The organism is Salipiger sp. ABF4_146, assembly GCF_056161345.1.
The window spans coordinates 19,927-39,437 of sequence record NZ_JBSWYX010000032.1; the positions used below are offsets into that span (position 1 = coordinate 19,927).

Annotated in this window: 18 protein-coding genes and 1 pseudogene; 9 read left to right on the plus strand and 10 right to left on the minus strand. The window is 66.4% G+C overall.

Annotation, left to right across the window (positions count from 1 at the left end):
* Nucleotides 1–85 precede the first annotated feature (85 nt).
* The 6 genes from ACXAJT_RS25640 to ACXAJT_RS25665 form a co-directional block, all read right to left on the minus strand.
* Nucleotides 86–799 carry an ATP12 family chaperone protein gene (locus tag ACXAJT_RS25640; protein WP_475241256.1) on the minus strand — a complete coding sequence of 238 codons (714 nt, stop codon included), beginning with the start codon at nt 797–799 and terminating at the stop codon, nt 86–88.
* Complete coding sequence (locus tag ACXAJT_RS25645) at nt 796–1,473, minus strand: HAD-IA family hydrolase (RefSeq protein WP_475241257.1); 678 nt, start codon at nt 1,471–1,473, stop codon at nt 796–798. The genes ACXAJT_RS25640 and ACXAJT_RS25645 overlap by 4 nt, the downstream gene beginning before the upstream one ends.
* 14 nt (nt 1,474–1,487) lie before the next feature.
* Complete coding sequence (locus tag ACXAJT_RS25650; protein ID WP_475241258.1) at nt 1,488–2,537, minus strand: RluA family pseudouridine synthase; 1,050 nt, start codon at nt 2,535–2,537, stop codon at nt 1,488–1,490.
* Nucleotides 2,534–2,911: a fluoride efflux transporter CrcB gene (gene crcB / locus ACXAJT_RS25655; protein ID WP_475241259.1), complete on the minus strand. Its 378-nt coding sequence runs from the start codon at nt 2,909–2,911 to the stop codon at nt 2,534–2,536. The genes ACXAJT_RS25650 and crcB overlap by 4 nt, the downstream gene beginning before the upstream one ends.
* 138 nt (nt 2,912–3,049) lie before the next feature.
* Nucleotides 3,050–4,375: a replication-associated recombination protein A gene (locus ACXAJT_RS25660; protein ID WP_475241261.1), complete on the minus strand. Its 1,326-nt coding sequence runs from the start codon at nt 4,373–4,375 to the stop codon at nt 3,050–3,052.
* Between the two features lie 76 nt (nt 4,376–4,451).
* Nucleotides 4,452–5,852 (minus strand): trypsin-like peptidase domain-containing protein, encoded by a 1,401-nt coding sequence (locus tag ACXAJT_RS25665; protein ID WP_475241263.1) that lies wholly within the window; start codon nt 5,850–5,852, stop codon nt 4,452–4,454.
* A gap of 176 nt (nt 5,853–6,028) precedes the next feature.
* On the opposite strand from ACXAJT_RS25665, the gene serB reads away from it, so the two are divergent.
* Nucleotides 6,029–6,895 carry a phosphoserine phosphatase SerB gene (gene serB, locus ACXAJT_RS25670; RefSeq protein ID WP_475241265.1) on the plus strand — a complete coding sequence of 289 codons (867 nt, stop codon included), beginning with the start codon at nt 6,029–6,031 and terminating at the stop codon, nt 6,893–6,895.
* A gap of 123 nt (nt 6,896–7,018) precedes the next feature.
* Here serB and ACXAJT_RS25675 read toward each other — a convergent pair whose 3' ends face one another.
* On the minus strand, nt 7,019–8,035 hold the full coding sequence (locus tag ACXAJT_RS25675) for an asparaginase (RefSeq protein ID WP_475241269.1): 1,017 nt from the start codon (nt 8,033–8,035) through the stop codon (nt 7,019–7,021).
* A 166-nt stretch (nt 8,036–8,201) separates the two neighbouring features.
* Here ACXAJT_RS25675 and ACXAJT_RS25680 point away from each other — a divergent pair, with 166 nt between their 5' ends.
* The 5 genes from ACXAJT_RS25680 (at nt 8,202) to cueR (ending at nt 13,658) form a co-directional block, all read left to right on the plus strand.
* Nucleotides 8,202–8,729, plus strand: a complete 528-nt coding sequence (locus ACXAJT_RS25680) for an invasion associated locus B family protein (RefSeq protein ID WP_475241272.1) — start codon at nt 8,202–8,204, stop codon at nt 8,727–8,729.
* Nucleotides 8,730–8,956: 227 nt separating this feature from the next.
* The gene (gene rlmN, locus ACXAJT_RS25685; protein ID WP_475241295.1) at nt 8,957–10,153 is read left to right on the plus strand and encodes a dual-specificity RNA methyltransferase RlmN; all 1,197 of its coding nucleotides are present in this window, start codon (nt 8,957–8,959) and stop codon (nt 10,151–10,153) included.
* Nucleotides 10,154–10,256: 103 nt separating this feature from the next.
* Entirely contained in the window at nt 10,257–10,682 is a 426-nt protein-coding gene (locus tag ACXAJT_RS25690) for a hypothetical protein (protein WP_475241274.1), read from the plus strand.
* A 100-nt stretch (nt 10,683–10,782) separates the two neighbouring features.
* The gene (locus ACXAJT_RS25695; protein ID WP_475241277.1) at nt 10,783–13,272 is read left to right on the plus strand and encodes a heavy metal translocating P-type ATPase; all 2,490 of its coding nucleotides are present in this window, start codon (nt 10,783–10,785) and stop codon (nt 13,270–13,272) included.
* Nucleotides 13,269–13,658 (plus strand): Cu(I)-responsive transcriptional regulator, encoded by a 390-nt coding sequence (gene cueR, locus ACXAJT_RS25700; protein WP_475241279.1) that lies wholly within the window; start codon nt 13,269–13,271, stop codon nt 13,656–13,658. The genes ACXAJT_RS25695 and cueR overlap by 4 nt, the downstream gene beginning before the upstream one ends.
* Here cueR and ACXAJT_RS25705 read toward each other — a convergent pair.
* Entirely contained in the window at nt 13,655–16,204 is a 2,550-nt protein-coding gene (locus ACXAJT_RS25705) for a hybrid sensor histidine kinase/response regulator (protein WP_475241281.1), read from the minus strand. The genes cueR and ACXAJT_RS25705 overlap by 4 nt on opposite strands.
* Nucleotides 16,201–16,890, minus strand: coding sequence for a putative pterin-binding protein (locus tag ACXAJT_RS25710; RefSeq protein WP_475241285.1), 690 nt, complete (start codon nt 16,888–16,890; stop codon nt 16,201–16,203). Before ACXAJT_RS25710 ends, ACXAJT_RS25705 begins: the two co-directional genes overlap by 4 nt.
* On the opposite strand from ACXAJT_RS25710, the gene ACXAJT_RS25715 reads away from it, so the two are divergent.
* Entirely contained in the window at nt 16,889–17,491 is a 603-nt protein-coding gene (locus ACXAJT_RS25715) for a response regulator (protein ID WP_475241288.1), read from the plus strand. The genes ACXAJT_RS25710 and ACXAJT_RS25715 overlap by 2 nt on opposite strands.
* A 31-nt stretch (nt 17,492–17,522) precedes the next feature.
* On the opposite strand, the gene ACXAJT_RS25720 is transcribed toward ACXAJT_RS25715, so the two are convergent.
* Nucleotides 17,523–18,515: a zinc transporter ZntB gene (locus ACXAJT_RS25720; protein ID WP_475241290.1), complete on the minus strand. Its 993-nt coding sequence runs from the start codon at nt 18,513–18,515 to the stop codon at nt 17,523–17,525.
* Between the two features lie 411 nt (nt 18,516–18,926).
* Between ACXAJT_RS25720 and ACXAJT_RS25725 the strand changes: the two genes are divergently transcribed.
* Both ACXAJT_RS25725 and ACXAJT_RS25730 read left to right on the plus strand, forming a co-directional pair.
* Nucleotides 18,927–19,163, plus strand: a complete 237-nt coding sequence (locus ACXAJT_RS25725) for a hypothetical protein (RefSeq protein ID WP_475241292.1) — start codon at nt 18,927–18,929, stop codon at nt 19,161–19,163.
* Nucleotides 19,164–19,327: 164 nt separating this feature from the next.
* Nucleotides 19,328–19,511 (plus strand): annotated as a pseudogene (locus ACXAJT_RS25730) (hypothetical protein); the annotation flags it as partial.

Sequence of the window (19,511 nt, forward strand, 5' to 3'; positions counted from 1 at the left end):
CTTTCGGCAAGGTCAAGCCGGTGCGCCGCGAAAAAGGCATGCAAATGCCTGCATCTTACGCAACGACTCTTGAAGAGATATACGTTTAGGCAGTGCGGCAGAAAGCAAAGAAGCGATGGGCGTGAAGGAAGGCCTGTCGTTTAATTTCAGCCGCTTCCTGCGCCTCTTCATCCTCGCCCCAGAGCTCTTCCTGGAAGGTCTCGTCAAGGCGCGAGAGCGCCCAGAGTTCCTCCGCGTCATGCGCCTGCTCAGTGGCCGCGAAGCCAAGAACCAGCGAGCCAGTCAGCGCCACCAGATCGTGGAACGCAGCCAGTTCGAACGAGGTCAGCGCGTGGGTCCGCTCGGCCAAAACCCGCAGCGCCGGTTCGGGCTGCGCGCTGTGCATCAGCCCCTGCCGCGTCTCGAGCCGCGCGCCAAGCTCGCGCTCGGCCCAGTCAAGCAGCGGGTCCCACTGCGCCTTCTGACGCTCGACCAGCGGCTCGGGGCTGTCGGCGCGATAGCACAGCAGGTCGCTGTCGCCGTATTCGGCCAGCATGTTCGCCACATCCGCGTGCTGCGGCGCCACCTTGTCGATGGCGCTATTGGAGGTGCGGGTGAACGGCATGGTGCGCGGGTCGATCTTTTCGTCCTGCGCGCGCCATTCCTCGGCCATGGCCTCGGCGATGGCGCGGGTCGGCACCACCAGAGCCGCCTTACCCGGTGTGCGCAGCGGGCGCCCATCCAGATGCACGATGAAACCGCCCTCGGCCTCTTCGACCGTGGCGTCCTTATAGAAACGGCGGGGGGCCCATTCGCTCATGCGGCTTGGCTCCAGAGTTGGTCCAGCAGCGCCGGTAGCGCGCGGATGTCATCGATAATGCTGCGCGCCGACGCGAGCCGCGCGCGGTCGTGATAGCCCCAGCTGACGCCGATCCCGTGGATCCCGGCAGCCGCGGCCATGTCCATATCAAAGCTGGTGTCGCCCAGCATCACCGCGTCCCGCGCCTCGACGCCGGCCTCGGACAGCGCGGCCTGCAGCATCGCCGGATGCGGCTTTGACGGGTGATCGTCGGCGCATTGCTGCGTGACGAAAAGGGAGCGGATGCCATGCCCGTCGACCAGCTTGTCGAGGCCGCGGCGCGACTTGCCGGTGGCGATGCCCAGCAACCACTCGGGCCGCGCGTGCAGGGCCTCTAGCATCTCGCGCACATGCGGATAAAGCGGCGAACTGACCGGGGTGCCCGACTGCGCGCGCAGGCGCATGTAGGTGGCCTTATAGGCTTCGGTCATCTCGTCGATGGCAGCCGGCTCCGCCTCGGGGGCCAGCCGCGCGATGGCCACCGGCAGCGACAGGCCCACAATGCTCAGGATCTCTTCGCGCGACGGCGCCTCCAGCCCCAGCGCGGCAAAGGCGCCGCGCATCGAGGCAAGGATATCCGCCTGACTGTCGACCAGCGTGCCATCGACGTCGAAGATGATCAGCTTGAGGTTCATGTGCCCGCCGTCTCTCAGTGCAGCTCTTCGAAGGGGTCGTCGGCCGCCAGATCCTCGGTCCAGCCGAAGGTCTCCCAGCTTTGCGCCATATGATCCGGCAGCGGTGCGGTGACGGTGACCGCTTTCTTGGTGACCGGGTGCAGGAAGGTCATCGAGCGCGCGTGCAGATGCAGCTTCTTCGAGATAATACCGCCCAGCTGCGCGCCCCAGCCGTCGCCGAGGTTTTCCTGACCAGAACCGCCATATTTGCCATCACCGATGATCGGATGGCCAATCTCGGCCATATGCGCGCGCAGCTGGTGGGTGCGGCCCGTGACGGGCTCCATCGCCACCCAGCTTGCCCGCCCCGCAACGCGATAAAGCGTGGCATAGAGCGTGTGGGCGCGCTTGGCGCCGGGGGTGCTGTCGATCTCGCGCGGGTGGATGGCGCGCATTTTCTCGCCCTCGCCGCCCTTGCCGTGGCCGCCAGCCTTCACCAGCCCATACTTGATCTCGCCGAGGTAGGGCGTCGGCACGCCCGCGACCAGCGCCCAGTAGATCTTGCGCGTCTCTTTGTGCCGGATTGCGGCGGTCAGCGCCTGCGCCATCTCGCGCGTGCGCGCCAGAAGCAGTACGCCCGAGGTGTCCTTGTCGAGCCGGTGCACGAGGCGCGGCTTTTCCTCAAAGCCGAACTTCAGCGCTTCGGCGAGACCGTCCACATGGCGCGTCTGCTTGGAGCCGCCCTGCGTCGGCATGCCCGGTGGCTTGTTCAGCGCAATGATATGATCGTCTTTCCACAGCACACAGGATTGGATCAGCTTGCTGTCGGCGTCTGAAACCTTGGGCTTGGCCGGAGCCGTTTTGGCCATCTCCTCGGGCTCGGGCAGCGGCGGGACGCGCACCTGATTGCCCACCGCAAGGCGGGTCGAGGCCTTCACCCGGCCGCCATCCACGCGAATCTCGCCCTTGCGGCACATCTTCTCGATGCGGCCCTGCGGCACATGCGGGAAGTGGCGCTTCATCCAGCGGTCGAGGCGCTGATCGCCATCGCCCGGACCCACGGTCACGGTCTGTACACGGCTCATGCGAAGAAACTCCTGGTCAGCAGCAGCCCGGCGAAGAGCGCGGCAAGAGAGACAGCCACCGAAGCCGCCACATAGGCCCCCGCGACAGCGATATCACCGCGCTCGTAGAGCGTTGCGAAATCTAGGGAAAATGCGGAAAACGTGGTAAATCCCCCGAGCACGCCGGTCATCAGGAACGGCGCGAAACGGTTGGCCGAGAAATTGCCCAGCACCACCACGATGACGCCCATGGCGAAAGAGCCGAGGACATTCACCAGCAGCGTCCCCCACGGAAAGCCCTTTCCCAGCAGGCGCGCCATGGCAAGCCCGGTGAGATAGCGCCCGCTGGCGCCCAGCGCTCCGCCGAGCGCGACCTGTAAAACCGTGAGGATCATGCGGGCGGAAATGTCCTGCGCGTGGGGAATTGTCAAGTTTCGGGGGCCGCGGCGCTCTGCCTCTGCCGTGCGATCAGGGGGCGCTGCCCCCTCGGCGCGGCGCGCCTCACCCCCGGGATATTTCCGTCTAGACGAAGATCAGCGTTTTCGGTCGCCGCGCAGCCTCTCGAAATACTCGACGCGCTTCTTCAGGTCGCGCTCGAAGCCGCGCTCCACCGGCGCGTAGTACCTGCCGCGGTCCATATCCTCGGGGAAGTAATCCTGTCCGGAGAAGCCGTCCTCGGCATCGTGGTCGTAGGCATAGCCGCTGCCGTAGCCCTGATCCTTCATCATTGAGGTCGGCGCGTTCAGAATGTGCTTCGGCGGCATCAGCGAACCGGTCTGCTTGGCAGCCCGGCGGGCCGCCTTATAGGCGACGTAGGCGGCGTTCGATTTTGGTGCAAGCGCGAGGTAGATCACCGCCTGCGCCAGCGCCAGTTCGCCCTCGGGGCTGCCCAGCCGCTCGTAAGTCTGCCAACTGTCGATGCAGACCGACTGCGCCTGCGGGTCGGCAAGGCCGATGTCCTCCACCGCCATGCGGGTCAGGCGGCGGGCCAGAAAGCGCGGGTCTTCGCCGCCCTCGAGCATGCGCGCGAACCAGTAAAGAGACGCGTCGGGGTCCGAGCCGCGCACCGCCTTGTGCAGCGCCGAGATCAGGTTGTAGTGACCCTCGCCGCTCTTGTCGTATTGCGCCGCCCGCCGCATCAGCCGGGCCGACAGCGCCTCGGGACCAAGCGGCGCCTCCACCGTCCAAGCCATGATCTGTTCTATGAGGTTGAGCAGGGCGCGCCCGTCACCATCGGCCATTTCCAGCAGCGCGGCGCGCGCGGCGGGATCGAGCGGCAGCACCTTGTCCAGCTCCCGTTCGGCACGCTGCGTGAGGTGCTCCAGATCGGCCAGCCCGAGCCGCTCCAGAACCAGCACCTGCGCGCGCGAGAGCAAAGCCGCATTAAGCTCGAAGCTTGGGTTCTCGGTGGTGGCCCCCACCAGCAGGATGGTGCCGTCCTCCATATGCGGCAGGAAACCGTCCTGCTGCGCCTTGTTGAAACGATGAATCTCGTCAACGAAGAGCAGCGTACCCTGCCCGTTGGCGTGGCGGTGGCGCGCCGCCTCGAACACTTTGCGCAGTTCCGGCACGCCGGTGAAGATCGCGCTGATCTGCACGAAGTGCAGGTCGGTGGCATCGGCCAGCAACCGCGCGATGGTGGTCTTGCCCACCCCCGGAGGCCCCCAGAAGATCAGGCTCGACAGGGTGCCCGAGGCGAGCATCACTCCGAGCGGCGCCTCGGGACCGAGCACCTGGCCCTGGCCGATCACCTCGTCCAGCGCGCGCGGGCGCAGACGGTCCGCCAGCGGGCGCGGGCCGGACTGCGCGGGCTGGGTGGGCTGCGCTTTGCCGGGCGTGTCGTCGAAAAGATCGGCCATAGGTGTCGGCCCCTCCTCGGACCCTTCCGTGCGTGTCACGGGGCCCTTGTCAGCCCCGGTGTCCTCGGCCCAACGGTCAGGCCCTGAAGCGCAGCGAGATGCGACCATTGCCGCGCTGCGCGTCGATCTGGATGCGCGGCACAGCGTTCTTCAGCAGCCCGTCCACATCGCCCGGCAGTTCGACCCGATGGCCGTTGACCGCGCGGACAAGATCGCCGCGCTGCAGCCCGATCCGCGCGCCCCACGGGCCGGGATCGACAACCACCACGCCTTCGCTGCCCGAGAGCGGCAGTCCAAGCTCGGTCTGCACCGCCGGGTTGAGCCGCGCCAGCGTCAGCCCCGGCAAGACCGCCCGTTCGTCCAGCGTCACCCGCTGCTGCGGCGGATCGTCGGGCGCGGCGATCATCGCAACCTTGGCGTCTTGCTGCGTGCCGTCATGAAGATAGGTGATCCGCGCTGCATGGCCCAGCCCCGTCACCGACATCCGGTAAAGCATCTCGGCGGGCGTGTTCACCGGCTGCCCATCGACCGCGAGTACCACGTCGCCCACTTCCAGCCCGGCCTTGGCGAAGGGGCTGGCGGCGTGCAATTGCGAGATCAGCACCCCACCGGGCAGCCCCATGCCAAGGCTTTCAGAAAGGTCCGCATCGACGCTCTGCCCGGTCATCCCCGCCCAAGGCCGCTCGAACGCGGTGTTGCCCGCCTCGGCCTGCTCGACGAACTGGCGCACCAGCGCCGAGGGGATGGCGAAGCCGATGCCGTTGGAGCCGCCCGACCGGGTGAGGATCGAGGTATTCACCCCGATCAGCCGGCCCTTCACATCGATCAGCGCACCGCCCGAGTTGCCCGGATTGATCGGCGCGTCGGTCTGGATGAAATAGCCGCGGGCGTTGCCGGTGGCGGTGCCCGAGCGCGCGAGGCCTGAAACGATGCCCGAGCTGACCGTCTGGCCGACGCCGAAGGGGTTGCCGATGGCCAGCGTCAGCTCACCCACCTCCACCGAGTCGCTGTCGCGCAGCGGCAGGAACGGCATGCCCTGCGCGTCATCGAGCTTGAGGATTGCCAGATCGGCCTCCTCGTCTGACAGCAGGACCTCGGCCTCATATTCGGCGCCGGTGTTGAGCACGACACGAATGTCGGTCGCCTGCCCGACCACATGGTAGTTGGACACCACGACCCCGTCTTCGGAGAGGATCACGCCCGAGCCCAGTGAGTTCTGCACGCGCGGCCGTCCGCGAAAATCTCGGAAGAGGTTGCCGAAAAGCGGATCGCCGGCGAAGGGGCTGCGCGCCTCGACCACGCGGCTGGCATAGATATTGACCACCGCCGGCGTTGCCTGTTTCACCAGCGGCACGAAAGACAGGGATATTTCCGCCTGGCTCTGCGGCACCTTGGTCTCGGCCACGCTCTGGGCGAGCGCCGGAAGTGCGGTGAAGAAAAGGCTCAGGGCGGGAACGATCAGGATGTTTCGCAGCATTGGGCGGTCCTCCAGTACCACATGGGATATGTCGGGCAGATCCGTCGATTGCAAGTCACGCCCCGGTGCGCCGCACGTGCGCTTTGCGCGTGCCGCCCGCGACAGAGCGCGACGGAGGCTGGAAAAGTCGAGCGCGCCGTGCCAGAAGCCGCCGCGTCAGACATTGGAGTGCCTACATGCAGATCGTCTCGCTCATCGCCCGCCCCGGCACGCTGGATACCGCTCTGGTCGACAGCCTGCGCAATGCCTTCGGCGGCGGCCCGGTCACCGTGCTTTCGGACGGCGAGGCGGCGGAATTTCCGGTGGCGGCTGCGCCCGGCAACTTCGACGAGGTACGCGCGTCGCTCGCAGATCAGGCGGATGTGAACCTGCTGCCCGCCGAAGGGCGCCGCAAGAAGATGCTGCTGGCCGACATGGACAGCACGATGATCCAGCAAGAATGCATCGACGAGCTGGCCGAAGAGGCCGGCGTCGGCGCGCATGTCAAAGAGATCACCGCGCGCGCGATGAACGGCGAGCTGGACTTCGAGGGCGCGCTGACCGAGCGGGTGGCATTGCTGAAGGGCCTGCCGGAAAGCGTTATCGACAAGGTGCTCGAGACCCGCATCACGCTGATGCCCGGCGGCCCGGCGCTGGTCGCGACGATGAAGGCGAACGGGGCTTACGCTGCGCTGGTCTCGGGCGGCTTCACCGCCTTCACCGCCAAGGTGGCGGCTCAGGTGGGTTTTGACGAGAACCGCGCCAACACACTTCTGGTCGACAATGGCAAGCTCACCGGCGTGCCCGCCCGGCCCATCCTCGGGCGCGAAGCGAAGGTGCAGGCGCTGGAGGAGATCACCGCGCGCCTCGGCATTGGCGAAGACGACGTGCTGGCGGTGGGCGACGGCGCCAACGATCTGGGGATGCTGACCCGCGCGGGCTTTGGCGTGGCGCTGCATGCCAAGCCTTCGGTACAGGCGGAATGCGCGCTGCGGGTCAACCTTGGCGATTTGACCGCACTGCTGTTCCTGCAGGGCTACGCGCGCGAAGAGTTCGCGAGCTGAGGAAGCGGCGCGGGACGAGGCAGGCAGGACTAGATATGGAGGGGCGCTGCCCCTCTTGGCCTGCGGCCAATTCACCCCGGCGTATTTTGGAAGAGAAGAAGGGGGCGGCCCGCGCCTTCTGCCTCAGGCTGCGAAGAGCGTGTCGAGCGGTCTGATCTCGCCGGTCACCAGCCCGTCGAAATTGCGGACCTCGGGGTTGAGGAAGCGGTGCACATCGGGGTGCGCCGGGTCGGCCACGCCAAGCCGGACCAGCAGCGCGGCCATGACACTTTCCGCCGCACGGGTCGCGCCATCCGCGATCTTCAGCGCCACGCCGAGGCCGCGCTGCGGCAGGATGGCGACGAAATAGCCCTCGGCCCCGGTCTTGATCGCCACAGGCTCAAGCGCCGCACGCATCAGCAGGGTGCAGGCACGGCCCTCGCCCGCCACCAGATCGGGGTAGGCATACATTGCCTCGACCAGTTGCGCCCCCGCGCGGCTGAGCGCATCGCCGCGCTGCTGCGCGCTGGCGAACCATGCCATCGCCCGCGCCATCCCCGCCATCGTCGTGGCGTGATTGGGTGCCGAGCAGCCGTCGATGCCGAAGCAGGGGCTCACCGCGCCGGTCACCTGCTCGAAGGCATCGCGCACCGCCACCTGCACCGGATGCTCGGGCAGCACGTAGTCAGGCCCGGCGCCAAGATACTGGCCAAGCGTCAGGAACCCCGCGTGCTTGCCCGAGCAATTGTTGTGCACCCGGCACGGCGGCTGGCCCTCGCGGATCATCTGCAGCTTGAGGTCCTTGTCGCGGCTCGGCTGCGGACCGCAACGCAAATCCTCGTCCGCAAGCTCGAGATCGGCGAGCCACGCCTCAACCGCAGCCACATGCACCGGCGCGCCCTGATGCGAGGCGCAGGCCAGCGCCAGCTGCGGCGGCGTCAGCTGCCACGCCTCGGCAGCGCCGGAGGCGACCAGCGGCAGCGCCTGGATCATTTTCGACGAGGAGCGCGGGTAGACCACAGCCTCGGGATCGCCCCAGGCCTGCACAATGCCGCCCGAAGAATCGCAGATGACCGCGTGCCCCAGATGCAGGCTTTCCGCGAGCGGCCCGCGACGGACCTCCACCAGGGGCACGGCGGCAGTGATGGGGTCTTGACGCATGGGGTCCTCACAAACGAGCGATATTCTGCCATCGGGGCTTTCTCGCCCCGCGTGTTTCGGTCTATTGTCCCGCCGTCGAGCACGAATGGTCGCGCCGGTCAAGAGACCGGAACAGGTTGGGCGCGCGCCAGACATCTAGAGGCAAGCACGGCTGGAGGCTGCAGGTATGAAGTCAATTCTCGGTGGGGTTCTGGGCGCAGCAATGGCGCTGACCGCAACGGCGGGTCTTGCACAGGAAGAAAGCACCAACCGGGTGAACGCGATCACCGACTGGTCGGTGTTCGAAGGCAACAGCCCGCGCGAATGCTGGGCGGTGACCACCTACAAAGAAAGCGTCAACACCAAGGACGGCCGCGTCGTCTCGGTGAAGCGTGGCGACATTCTTCTGATGGTGTTCTATCGCCCCGAAGCCAACGTGATGGGCCAAGTGGCCTTCACCGGCGGCTATCCGTTCGCCAGCGGTTCGACCGTCGAGGCGAACATTTCCGGCGAGACCTACGAACTCTATACCGAGGGCGAATGGGCTTGGCCGGCCACACCGCAGGACGATGCCAAGATTATCGCGGCGATGAAACGCGGCGCCGACGCCACGCTGACCGCCCGATCGAGCCGCGGAACCCAGACCGAGGACACCTTCTCGCTGCTGGGCTTCACCGCTGCCGTCGAGGATGCCGAGACGCGCTGCACGAGCTGAGCCGCTGCGGCGCGTATTTGCAGAACGATGAAGGCCGTGTGCGCACCACAACGGCTTTCATTGTTCCCAAAATACGCCGACGCAGCATCTGAAAGGCCGTGCATCACTTGAAATGCCAGGAGCCATCCACAGATGAGCTTCACCGAGGGAACGCGCCTGCGCGTTCCCTTTGACTTTTTGCAGGCGAATCCTGTATGGAGAGGCCTTCTTTTTCCGAGGATGACGAGATGACCGCCAGCGCGCCGATCACCCAGGACGTGGTGACGATCCCCCGCAAGCAGCCCGAAGACGGCAAGGTGAACCTGATCGGGCTCACCCGTGACGCCCTGCGCGCCGCTCTGATCGAGGCGGGCACGCCCGAAAAGCAAGCAAAAATGCGGGTCGGTCAAATCTGGCAGTGGGTCTATCACTGGGGCGTCCGCGACTTTGCCGCGATGACCAACCTGTCGAAAGACTACCGCGCGCTTCTCGACGAGAAATTCACCATCTCCCTGCCCGAGATCGTCTCGAAGAACGTCTCTGTCGACGGCACGCGCAAGTATCTCGTGCGCATCGCCGGCGGGCACGAAGTCGAAGTTGTATATATCCCCGAGGAAGACCGCGGCACGCTCTGCATCTCCTCGCAGGTGGGCTGCACGCTGACCTGCTCGTTCTGCCACACCGGCACGCAGAAGCTGGTGCGCAACCTCACCGCGGGCGAGATTGTCGGTCAGGTGATGCTGGCGCGCGATGATCTGGGCGAATGGCCCGAGCCGGGCACCGGCACCGGCGAGAGCGGACCACGCCTGCTGTCGAACATCGTGCTGATGGGCATGGGCGAGCCGCTCTACAACTTCGACAACGTGCGCGACGCGATGAAAATCGCCATGGACGGCGAAGGCATCGCCCTGTCGCGGCGCCGCATCACCCTGTCGACCTCGGGCGTGGTGCCGGAGATCGCCAAATGCGCCGAAGAGATCGGCTGCCTCATGGCGGTCAGCTTTCACGCCACCACCGACGAGGTGCGTAACAAGCTGGTCCCGATCAACAAACGCTGGAACATCGAGGAACTGCTGAACGCGCTTCGTGAATATCCGCGGCTGTCGAACTCCGAACGTATCACGTTCGAGTATGTGATGCTCAAGGACGTGAACGACAGTGACGCCGACGCGCGCCGTCTGGTGAAGCTGATCTCGGGCATTCCCGCGAAGATCAACCTCATCCCGTTCAACGAATGGCCCGGCGCGCCCTACCAGCGCTCGGACTGGGAGCGGATCGAGCGTTTTGCCGACATCATCTACAAGGCCGGCTACGCCTCGCCGATCCGCACCCCACGCGGCGAAGACATCATGGCCGCCTGTGGTCAGCTGAAATCGGCCACCGAGCGGGCCCGCAAATCACGCAAGCAGATCGAAGCGGAAAGCGGCGTCGGCGGCGCGGCTTGACTTAACCGACTCAATTAATCAAGATTACCTCACCCAGCCAGTCCCGCTTTCGGGGCAGCCCGGATCGACGGCCCCTCGGGGGCGACTAGCTGGGAGAGGTTCCATGCGACACGAACGGTTCGACCGGGTGGATCTGCGCCCCGCAGAGGCGCGGGTGGTGCGGCTGCTGCGGCTCTGGCGCGATAGTGACGAGGCCACCGCGCAACTCGAGCTGCGCGACGTGCTGGGGTTCACACGCGCGCGCGCTTGCCTGCGCGCTTTTGGCGATTTCGCAGAGATCCTCACCCGGCATGGCTGGCACGGGCCGCTGATCCTGCCGCTGGAGGCACAGAGCATCTCAGAGGATGAGCGCGCCATTGCCCGCTTCGTGCTCACCGCCACCGAACAGGACCGAGAGATGGCGCTGGCCGAGGCCACAATGATGGTGCTTCCTGCGCATATTCTGACACTCACCAACGCCGCGGAGCGAGTCGGCTTGCCGCTGCTGTGCGAAGAGTGCCGCACGCGTCTCGGCTGTCCGCTCAACTGAGCCCCTGCAGGCAACCGTGCCAACTGACAAGAGTCCCTTGACCTTCCAGTAACTGGAACCCCTATGTAGGCGACCGACCAGAATTGGAAGGAGTCGCATCATGGCCGATGGAAGTCTGCGCTTCGAAGTGACGAAGATGAACTGCGGCGGCTGTGCCGGCCGCGCGCAGAAGGCGCTGGCCGGGGTCGATGGGGTGACCGACGCCTCGGTGAACCTCGCGACGAAGATGGCCCGTGTCGAGGGCAGTGCGGACGTCCCCACCCTCCGCGCAGCGTTGGATAAGGCGGGCTATCCCGCGCGCGTCTCCACGATGCGACTCGGCATCGAGGGGATGAGCTGCGCATCCTGCGCAGGCCGCGTCGAGCGAGCCCTGACGGATGTGCCGGGCGTGCTTTCGGCCAGCGTCAACCTCGCCAGCGAGACCGCCGAGGTGAAGCTGCTCGCTGGGTCCGCCGAGGCCCCTGCACTGATCCACGCGGTCGAGGGCGCGGGCTACACGGCCAGCCTCGCCAGCGACGACAGCGCCGAGCAGGAGGCGCGCAAGAGCGCGGAACAGGCCACGCTGAAACGCGACCTGATCGTCGCGGCCGCGCTGACCGCGCCGGTGTTCCTGATGGAGATGGGCGGGCATTTCATTCCCGGTGTGCACAATCTGATCGCGTCCACCATCGGCACGACCACCTCCTGGCTGATCCAGTTCGTGCTGGTCACCGCGGTGCTGGTCTGGCCCGGGCGGCGCTTCTACCAGATCGGCCTGCCGCTGCTGCTCAAGGGCGCGCCGGACATGAACTCGCTGGTGGCGCTCGGAACGCTGGCGGCGTGGCTCTATTCCACCGTGGCGCTCTTCCTGCCCGGGCTGCTGCCCGAGGGCACGCGCGCGGTCTATTTTGAGGCCGCGGCTGTGATCGTCACGCTGATCCTGCTGGGCCGCTTCCTCGAGGCGCGGGCCAAGGGCCGCACCGGGGCTGCGATCAAACGGCTGGTGGGCCTGAAACCTTCAACCGCGCGGGTCGAGCGGGATGGCGAGATCACCGAACTACCGATCGCCGAGGTGGCGCAGGACGACGTGCTGCACGTCCGTCCCGGCGAGCGCATCGCCGTGGATGGCGAGGTGCTGACCGGACGCTCCTATGTCGACGAGAGCATGATCACCGGCGAGCCGGTGCCGGTGGAGAAATCCGCAGGCGCCACGGTGGTCGGTGGCACGATGAACGGCGCCGGCGCGCTCAGCTTCCGGGCCACGGCGGTGGGCGCCGACACCATGCTGGCGCGGATCATCGCCATGGTCGAGGAGGCGCAGGGTGCCAAGCTGCCGATTCAGGCGCTGGCCGACAAGGTGGTGATCTGGTTCGTGCCCGCTGTCATGGCCGCCGCCGCGCTCACCTTCTTGGCCTGGCTGATCTTCGGCCCCTCCCCTGCCCTGACCTACGCTCTGGTCGCCGGGGTCTCGGTGCTGATCGTCGCCTGCCCCTGCGCCATGGGGCTCGCCACGCCAACCTCGATCATGGTCGGCACCGGGCGCGCCGCCGAACTGGGCGTGCTGTTCCGCAAGGGCGACGCGCTGCAGCGGCTGGAAAGCGTGGGCATCGTCGCCTTCGACAAGACCGGAACGCTGACCGAGGGCCGTCCCGAACTGGTGCGCACTACCGCGGCGCCGGGCTTCGATCAGGCGGAGGTACTGCGCCTTGCGGCCAGCGCCGAGCAAAGCTCGGAGCATCCGATTGCACGGGCGCTGGAGCGCGCCGCTGAGGGCCCCCTTCCGCAGGCCGATGAGGTCGAGGCCATAGCGGGCCACGGCCTCAGTGCCCGCGTCGAGGGGCGCCGCGTGCTGGTCGGCGCCGCCCGGCTGATGGCGCGAGAAGGGGTCGACCTTGGCCCGCTAAGCGCCGCGTACGATGCGATCGCGGGCGCCGGGCAGACGCCGGTGCTGGTGGCCATTGACGGGCAGATCGCTGGGGCTATGGCGGTGGCCGACACCGTCAAGCCGGGCGCCAAGGCGGCCATCGCCAAGCTTCACGAGATGGGGCTGAAGACCGCGATGATCACCGGCGACACGCGCGCCACCGCGCAGGCCATCGCCGGCGAACTGGGCATCGACCATGTCGAGGCCGAGGTGCTGCCCGAGGGCAAGCGCGATGCGGTGCGGGCGCTGCGCGACGCGCATGGCGCGGTGGGCTTTGTCGGCGACGGCATCAACGACGCGCCCGCGCTGGCCGAGGCAGAGGTGGGTCTTGCCATGGGCACCGGCACCGATGTCGCCATTGAGAGCGCCGACGTGGTGCTGGTCTCGGGCGATACGAAAGGCGTGGTCGAAGCGGTGCACCTGAGCCGCGCGGTGCTGCGCAACATCCGCCAGAACCTGTTCTGGGCGTTCGGCTACAACGTCGCGCTGATCCCGGTGGCGGCGGGGGTCTTCTACCCGGCCTTCGGCACGCTGCTCTCGCCGATGCTGGCGGCGGGCGCGATGGCGCTGTCGTCCGTCTTCGTCCTCAGCAACGCGCTGCGCCTGCGCAGGCTCGCCCCGGCCATGGCGCCCGAGCGCGGCGCGCGCGCTGTCCAAACGCCCAGCACTCGGGAGGCCAAGGCATGAACATCGGAGACGTCGCAGAGCGCGCCGGGCTGCCGCCCAAGACCATCCGTTATTACGAGGACATCGGCCTTGTGACGCCGCACCGCGGTGCCAATGGCTACCGCGCCTTCACCGAGCAGGACGTGCACAAGCTGGCCTTTCTGGCGCGTGCGCGGACGCTGGGATTCACCATCGAGGACTGCCGCGCGCTGCTCGCGCTCTACGAGGACGAGAGCCGCGCCAGCGCCGAGGTGAAACACATCGCCGAGGACCATCTGGCGCAAATCGATGAGAAGCTGGCCCAGCTGCAGCAGATGCGCGACACGCTGGCGCATCTGGTCCACGCCTGTCACGGCGACGACCGGCCCGATTGCCCGATCCTCAGCGATCTTGCCTCCGAAACCTAGGGCTGGGTTTCCAGCTCTAGAAGCGCCTTGCGGGTCGCCTGCCACACCGGCAGCACCGCATCGAGGCTGTCCGCGGGCAGTGCCTCGCTCGACCGGGCGCGCTCCTCCTCGGCGCGCAGCGCACCATGCAGCGCGCTGGCGCCGAACACCGCGGCCGACCCCGCAATACGGTGGACCTTTTCGGCATAGAGCGTGGGCGAGATCCCGGAGCGCAGTTGCTCCCTCAAATCACCAAGCCCGGTTTCCGTCTCGGCCACGAAGCGATCCCGCAGTGAGGCGAAAAGCTCGCCCCCCAGAGACATGGCAGCAGCGTCGAGCGCGACATCATCCAGCACCGGGGCGTCCTCCGCTGCCATGTCCGCTCCGTCGTCGGCGTCGGCCACTTCGGTGGAGGCAGGCGCGATCCCGGCGATGACCTCGGTCAGCGCCCGCCATGTGATCGGTTTGGTGAGCGTGACCCGCATGCCCGCCTCGCGGAACCGCGCAATATCGGCGGGCAGCGCGTGGGCGGTCAGCGCCACGATCGGCGTCTCGGCGTTGGGCCCGCCCCCCGCACGCAGGCGGCGCGTTGTCTCGACGCCATCAAGGCCCGGCATCGAGATATCCATCAGCACCACGTCAAAGGTCTCTTCCGCCGCGATCTTGAGACCCTCTGCGCCATCGCGCGCCTCGGTCACCGTATGACCCATCTTGCGCAGCATGGCGGTCGCCACGAGACGGTTCACCGGGTTGTCCTCGACCACCAGAACGCGCGACGGGGCCATTTCGGGGTTCTCCACCGGCACCGGGGGCGCCACATCGAGCGGGGCGCGCTCTGCCGGCAATGCGACCTGAAAGCGCGTGCCCTTGCCCGGAGCACTCTGCACCGAGACTTCGCCGCCCATGGCAGTGACCAGACGCTGTACGATCCCCAGCCCCAAACCAGTGCCCTCGGCGGCGCGCATGTAGGAGGAATCGAGCGTCACGAAATCCTCGAAGATGCGCTCCTGCTGGTCTTCGGCGATGCCGATGCCATTGTCGGACACCTCAAAGTTCAACGTCCCGGTGCGGCCCGGGCAGTCGAGCGACAGTTGAATCTCGCCGTTCTCGGTGAATTTGATCGCGTTCCCCACGAGGTTGACCAGCACCTGCCGAAGCCGCGTCGGATCGCCCATCATCAGCGGACAGTCGCCCTCTGGCAGCGAGACCTGCAGCATGTTGCCGCGCGCCGCCGCGGTAGGCCGCAGCACGTCGACCACCTCGCGCGCCAGTTCGAACGGATCGAACGGGGCCCGCGCAAAGCTGAAACGCCCGGTCTCGAGCCGCGAATGATCCAGCACGTCGTTCACATGCTGCAGCAGCACGTCCCCGGCGCGGCGCAGGATCTGCAGGTACTCGCGCTGGTCGCGGGTCAGTTCGGTCTCGGTCAGCAGTTCCAGCGCGCCGATCATGCCGTTCAGCGGGGTGCGCATTTCGTGGCTCATGATGGCGATGAAGCGGGCCTTGGCTTTCTCTCCCTCGACCGCCTTGTCGCGCGCCTCGACCAGTTCCTCTTCGGCGCTGATGTCGCGGGTGATGTCGCGGAAATAGACCGCCCGCAGGACATCGCCCTCATGCTCGGTCTCGGTCACCGAAAGTTCCATCGGATAGCGCGTGCCGTCGGCGCGCATCCCTTCGCAGCGCACCCGGCCGCGCCCGGCGTGCCGCGCAAGGCCGTGCTCGCCCGCTTCCGGGCTGCCCGGCGGGAACAGCAGGTTGGCGACGGGGCGGCCCAGCGTGAGGTCGCGGCCATGGCCCGAGATACATTCCGCCGCGCCGTTGAACTGCAGAATCCGCCCGCTGCTGTCGGTCACCACGATGCCGTCGAGCGCTGTCGAGACCACGGCCTCGAGCCGGTGGTTGGCACGCGCCCGGCGCTGCGCCTGATCGCGCGCCACATGCATCAGCTGCCAAAGCGCAACCACCCCAAGCGCCAGCGCCAGCACAAGGATCAGCGCCATTCCCGACAGCCGGACCAGCGAGTTCATCACCTTGCGCCGCTGGGTGTCCGAGGCCGCCGAAAACGCCCGCACGCCCGAAAGCGAGATCTCGCGGATCGCCAGCCGCACCGGCTCGGCACGGGCCCGCAACTCCGGTAGCGCGGCCAGAAGGTTTTCTTCGGGGCCGTCGATCAGTGGCACCGTCTCGTCGAGGAACTCTTGCACGACACGCATCGGCCCTTCGACGCTGGGCGTGTTGACGATATCGGCGTAGAGCGCGCCGCGAGAGACCGTCTGGTAACGGCTGTAGAAAATATCGAAGGCGAGGCGCATGGCCTCAGGGTCGGCATAGGCTGCGGGCCTTTCGAGATGGCTCTGCAGGCTGCCGAATTCCACCTCCATCTGGGCCAGTGACCATTGGCCATTGTCGGAGTTCGCGGTGGCCAGCCCTTGGATCTGGCGCGCGGCATCGACGGTCAGCAGCACCAGCGCCGCGAGGCACAGCACGATGAAAGGCGCGCTCAGCGCCGCCCAGCGTTTCCGGTTCGGCAGGCTGCCACCGGTGGAGGTGTCCTGCCTCTCCCTCACGGCGCGACGACGATCCGCCGAAGCTGCCAGATACTGCGGGAGAAGATGATTTCGCTGCGATAGTCGGGGTTGTCGTCATAGGGGTAGACCACCCAAAGCGGCCCCTTGTCGCGCACGCTCATCTGCGCGCCATTGCGCGCCCATGCGATGATGGGCCCGTCGGGCGCCGCGTCGCTGACGGGGATTTCAACCCAGTACTCGTTGACTGCCACCGCGCGGATGCTGCCGCCCTCGACGCCCAGTTCCTCGAACAGACGATAAAGCGATACGCCGGTGAAGGTTTGCGGCCCCTCGGTCCAGATGGTTTCGGTGGTAAAACTGGTTGTGCCAAGCGCCTCAAGCATATCCAGATCGAAATCGGCCCCCTCGGGCCCGTTGGTGACCTCGATCGGACCGTCGACGGTGAGCAGCACCTGGCCACTTGGCACACGCAACGATTGCGCCGACGCGGTGGAGGCGCAAAAAGGCCCGGAAATCAGGCATAGCAACATCAAAACCACCCAACGGTACATCTGAACCCAACCTCCTTGCGAACTTTGTTGCCGCTCAATATCATACGTTGCTGTTACCCAAGCGCAAAGACGTACCAGATTGCCAGTGTCCACACCAGTTTTCGAAACCAAGCGGTAAGACTTTTGCGCCAGAACTTGCTTGCTGCGAGCAAAGGTCTTGGCAGGAGAACTCATGCGTATTCTGGTCGCCGATGACCACGACCTCGTCCGCGAGACGATCGCCGCCTTCCTCCGCTCGGAAGGCATCGATGAGGTTTTCACCGCGGCCACGCTGGACGAAGCCATCGCGCTGGTCGAGCGCGGGCTGGCCTTCGATTTGATCCTGCTCGATTACAATATGCCGGGCATGGCGGGCCTTTCCGGGCTCGACCGCATGCGCGAGGTCAGCGTCGGTGTTCCCGTGGCCCTGCTGTCGGGCACCGCCACCGCCGATATCGCGCAGGCCGCGATCCGCTCCGGCGCCGCCGGCTTCATCCCCAAGACGCTGCCCTCCAAGACCATCGTCAGCGCCGCGCAGGTGATGGCGGCAGGCGAGGTCTTTGCCCCCTACAGCTTCATGACCCAAGCGCCGGACGGCAAGGCCGCCGAACTGACCCCACGCGAGCGCGAAGTGCTGCGCGGCCTGTGCGAGGGCAAGTCCAACAAAGAGATCGCCCGCGATCTCGACCTGCAGGAAGTGACGATCAAGCTGCATGTGAAGACGCTCAGCCGCAAGCTCGAGGCGCGCAACCGCACCCATGCCGCGATGATCGCCAAAGAGCTGAACCTGGCCTAAGCGTCAAAGCCGGGTCTTCTAGGGGCTTCGGTCAAATCCAGCGCAGGCGCCGCAGGATCAGCAGTTGCAGCCCCACCACGACGACCAGCCCGCCGCAAAACAGCCAGAAGGCCATCGGCTCGCCGGCGCCGGGCATCCCGGCGACGTTGATGCCGAAGAGGCCGGTCAGAAAGCCCAGCGGCAAGAACAGCGCCGAGAGCACCGACAGCATGTACATGTTGCGATTGAGCCGGTCCGAAAGCTGCCCGGCCAGCTCGTCGCGCACCAGCGCCATCCGTTCACGCATGGCGTCCGCGTCTTCGACGACACGCTCGATCGCGTCCAGTTCCTCTTCCATTTGGCGCAGGTCGTCCGCTTCGAGCCAATTGGGGTGGCTGGTCTGCAGCACCCGCAGCGCGTCACGCTGCGGCAGGAGGTAACGACGCAGGATGATGGCCCGGCGGCGCAGTTCGACGAGTTGCTGGCGCATCTCGTCATGCGTCTCTTCCAGAACGTCCTCTTCCAGTTGGTCCGCCTCTTCCTCGATGCCGCGCCAGAAGGACTCGATCCGGTAGGTCAGACGCTCGACCAGTTGCGAGAGGAACTCCGCGCAATCGTTCGGCCCGCCGCCCTGCTCCAGAGCCCGGGCAATGTCGTCCACCGCCCGCACCTTGCGCCGCGACAGGCTGACGATGCGCTGCTCGTCAATCCACAGGCGGATCGAGACCATGTCCTCCGGGTCCTCGCCGTCGATCGTGTTGATGCCGCGCAGGATGACGATCAGCCCATTGCCGATGCGCGTGATCCGCGGGCGGGTCTCTTCGGCCACCAGCGCGTCGATGATCGTCGGATCGAGATACGAGAGGTTCTCGATGATCCATCCGGGCGCATCCGGGTGTGAGGCGCGAAGGTGAACCCAGCCCAAGGTGTCGCTGCGCAGCACCTCGGGCGCCTCTGCGGGGGTGAGTCTGCGCCCCGCGGTCGGCCCGTCGAGGACGAATCCGGTTTCAATCAGGTCTTCGGGGCGCGGGACAAGGTTTTGCATGGCAAAAAGGTACATTGGGCACCGCAAAGGGCAAGCCCCCTCGACATGCAAAATGTCATATAAGATTCATGTACTTGCAGCATTCCCGTCACCGCATCTGCGCTCTTGTTCATTTCTGCACAGGACGTGGCTCTTTTTTGGAAACCCCGGTGTTTCCTAAGCGAATATCACGGAATTCGACGGTTTCTGTCAAACCCGCGGCTCCAACAATGCCCTTATTTTTAGCACTTTGAGAACGGGTGGGGATTGCCCCACTCACTTTCAAGTACACGCTTTCGAGATCATCCGTGAGCGCTGCCGTGATTTGATAAATGGCGCTGAAATAACGATTTATCCCTCACCCCGAAACGAAACGGGGCGCGGCGACGCCTGACGCCACCGCTGATTCAGGAGTTAAGAAGGAACGTCGTTATGAAAACTCTTATCGCATCCGCCCTCGTTGCAACCGCTGCTCTGACCGGCGTGGCTTCCGCCGCGACCGAGACCGCAGCTCCCGCACAGAAGCAGATTCTCGAGGCCGTGCCCGGTGCCGACCTGTCCGGCCTGACCACCGCCGAGATCGTCGCCGTCGCGCAGGTCATCGACCAAGCAGACGGTGCGGCGCAGAAATCCGGCACCGCCCGGGCGCTGATCGAGAGCCTGCGTTAATGTCGGCCCGCGCGGCTTACCGCGCGACCAGACATTCCGCCTGACGGGCCACGGACTTTCCGGGCCCGCCGGGCTCCCCTCCCCGGGGCATTACGTCCCACGCCCACATCCGGGTTCGACAGCTCCGCAAGAGAGCCGCGCCCATCCCACGGAAGGACCAGACAATGAAAACCCTTATCGCCTCCGCCCTCGTCGCAACCGCCGCTCTGACCGGTGTGGCCTCCGCCGCAACCGAAACCGGCGCTCCCGCCACGCAGCAGATCCTCGAAGCCGTGCCCGGCGCCGATCTGTCGGGCCTGACCACCGACGAGATCGTCGTCATCGCCCAAGCCATGGACCGCGTCGACG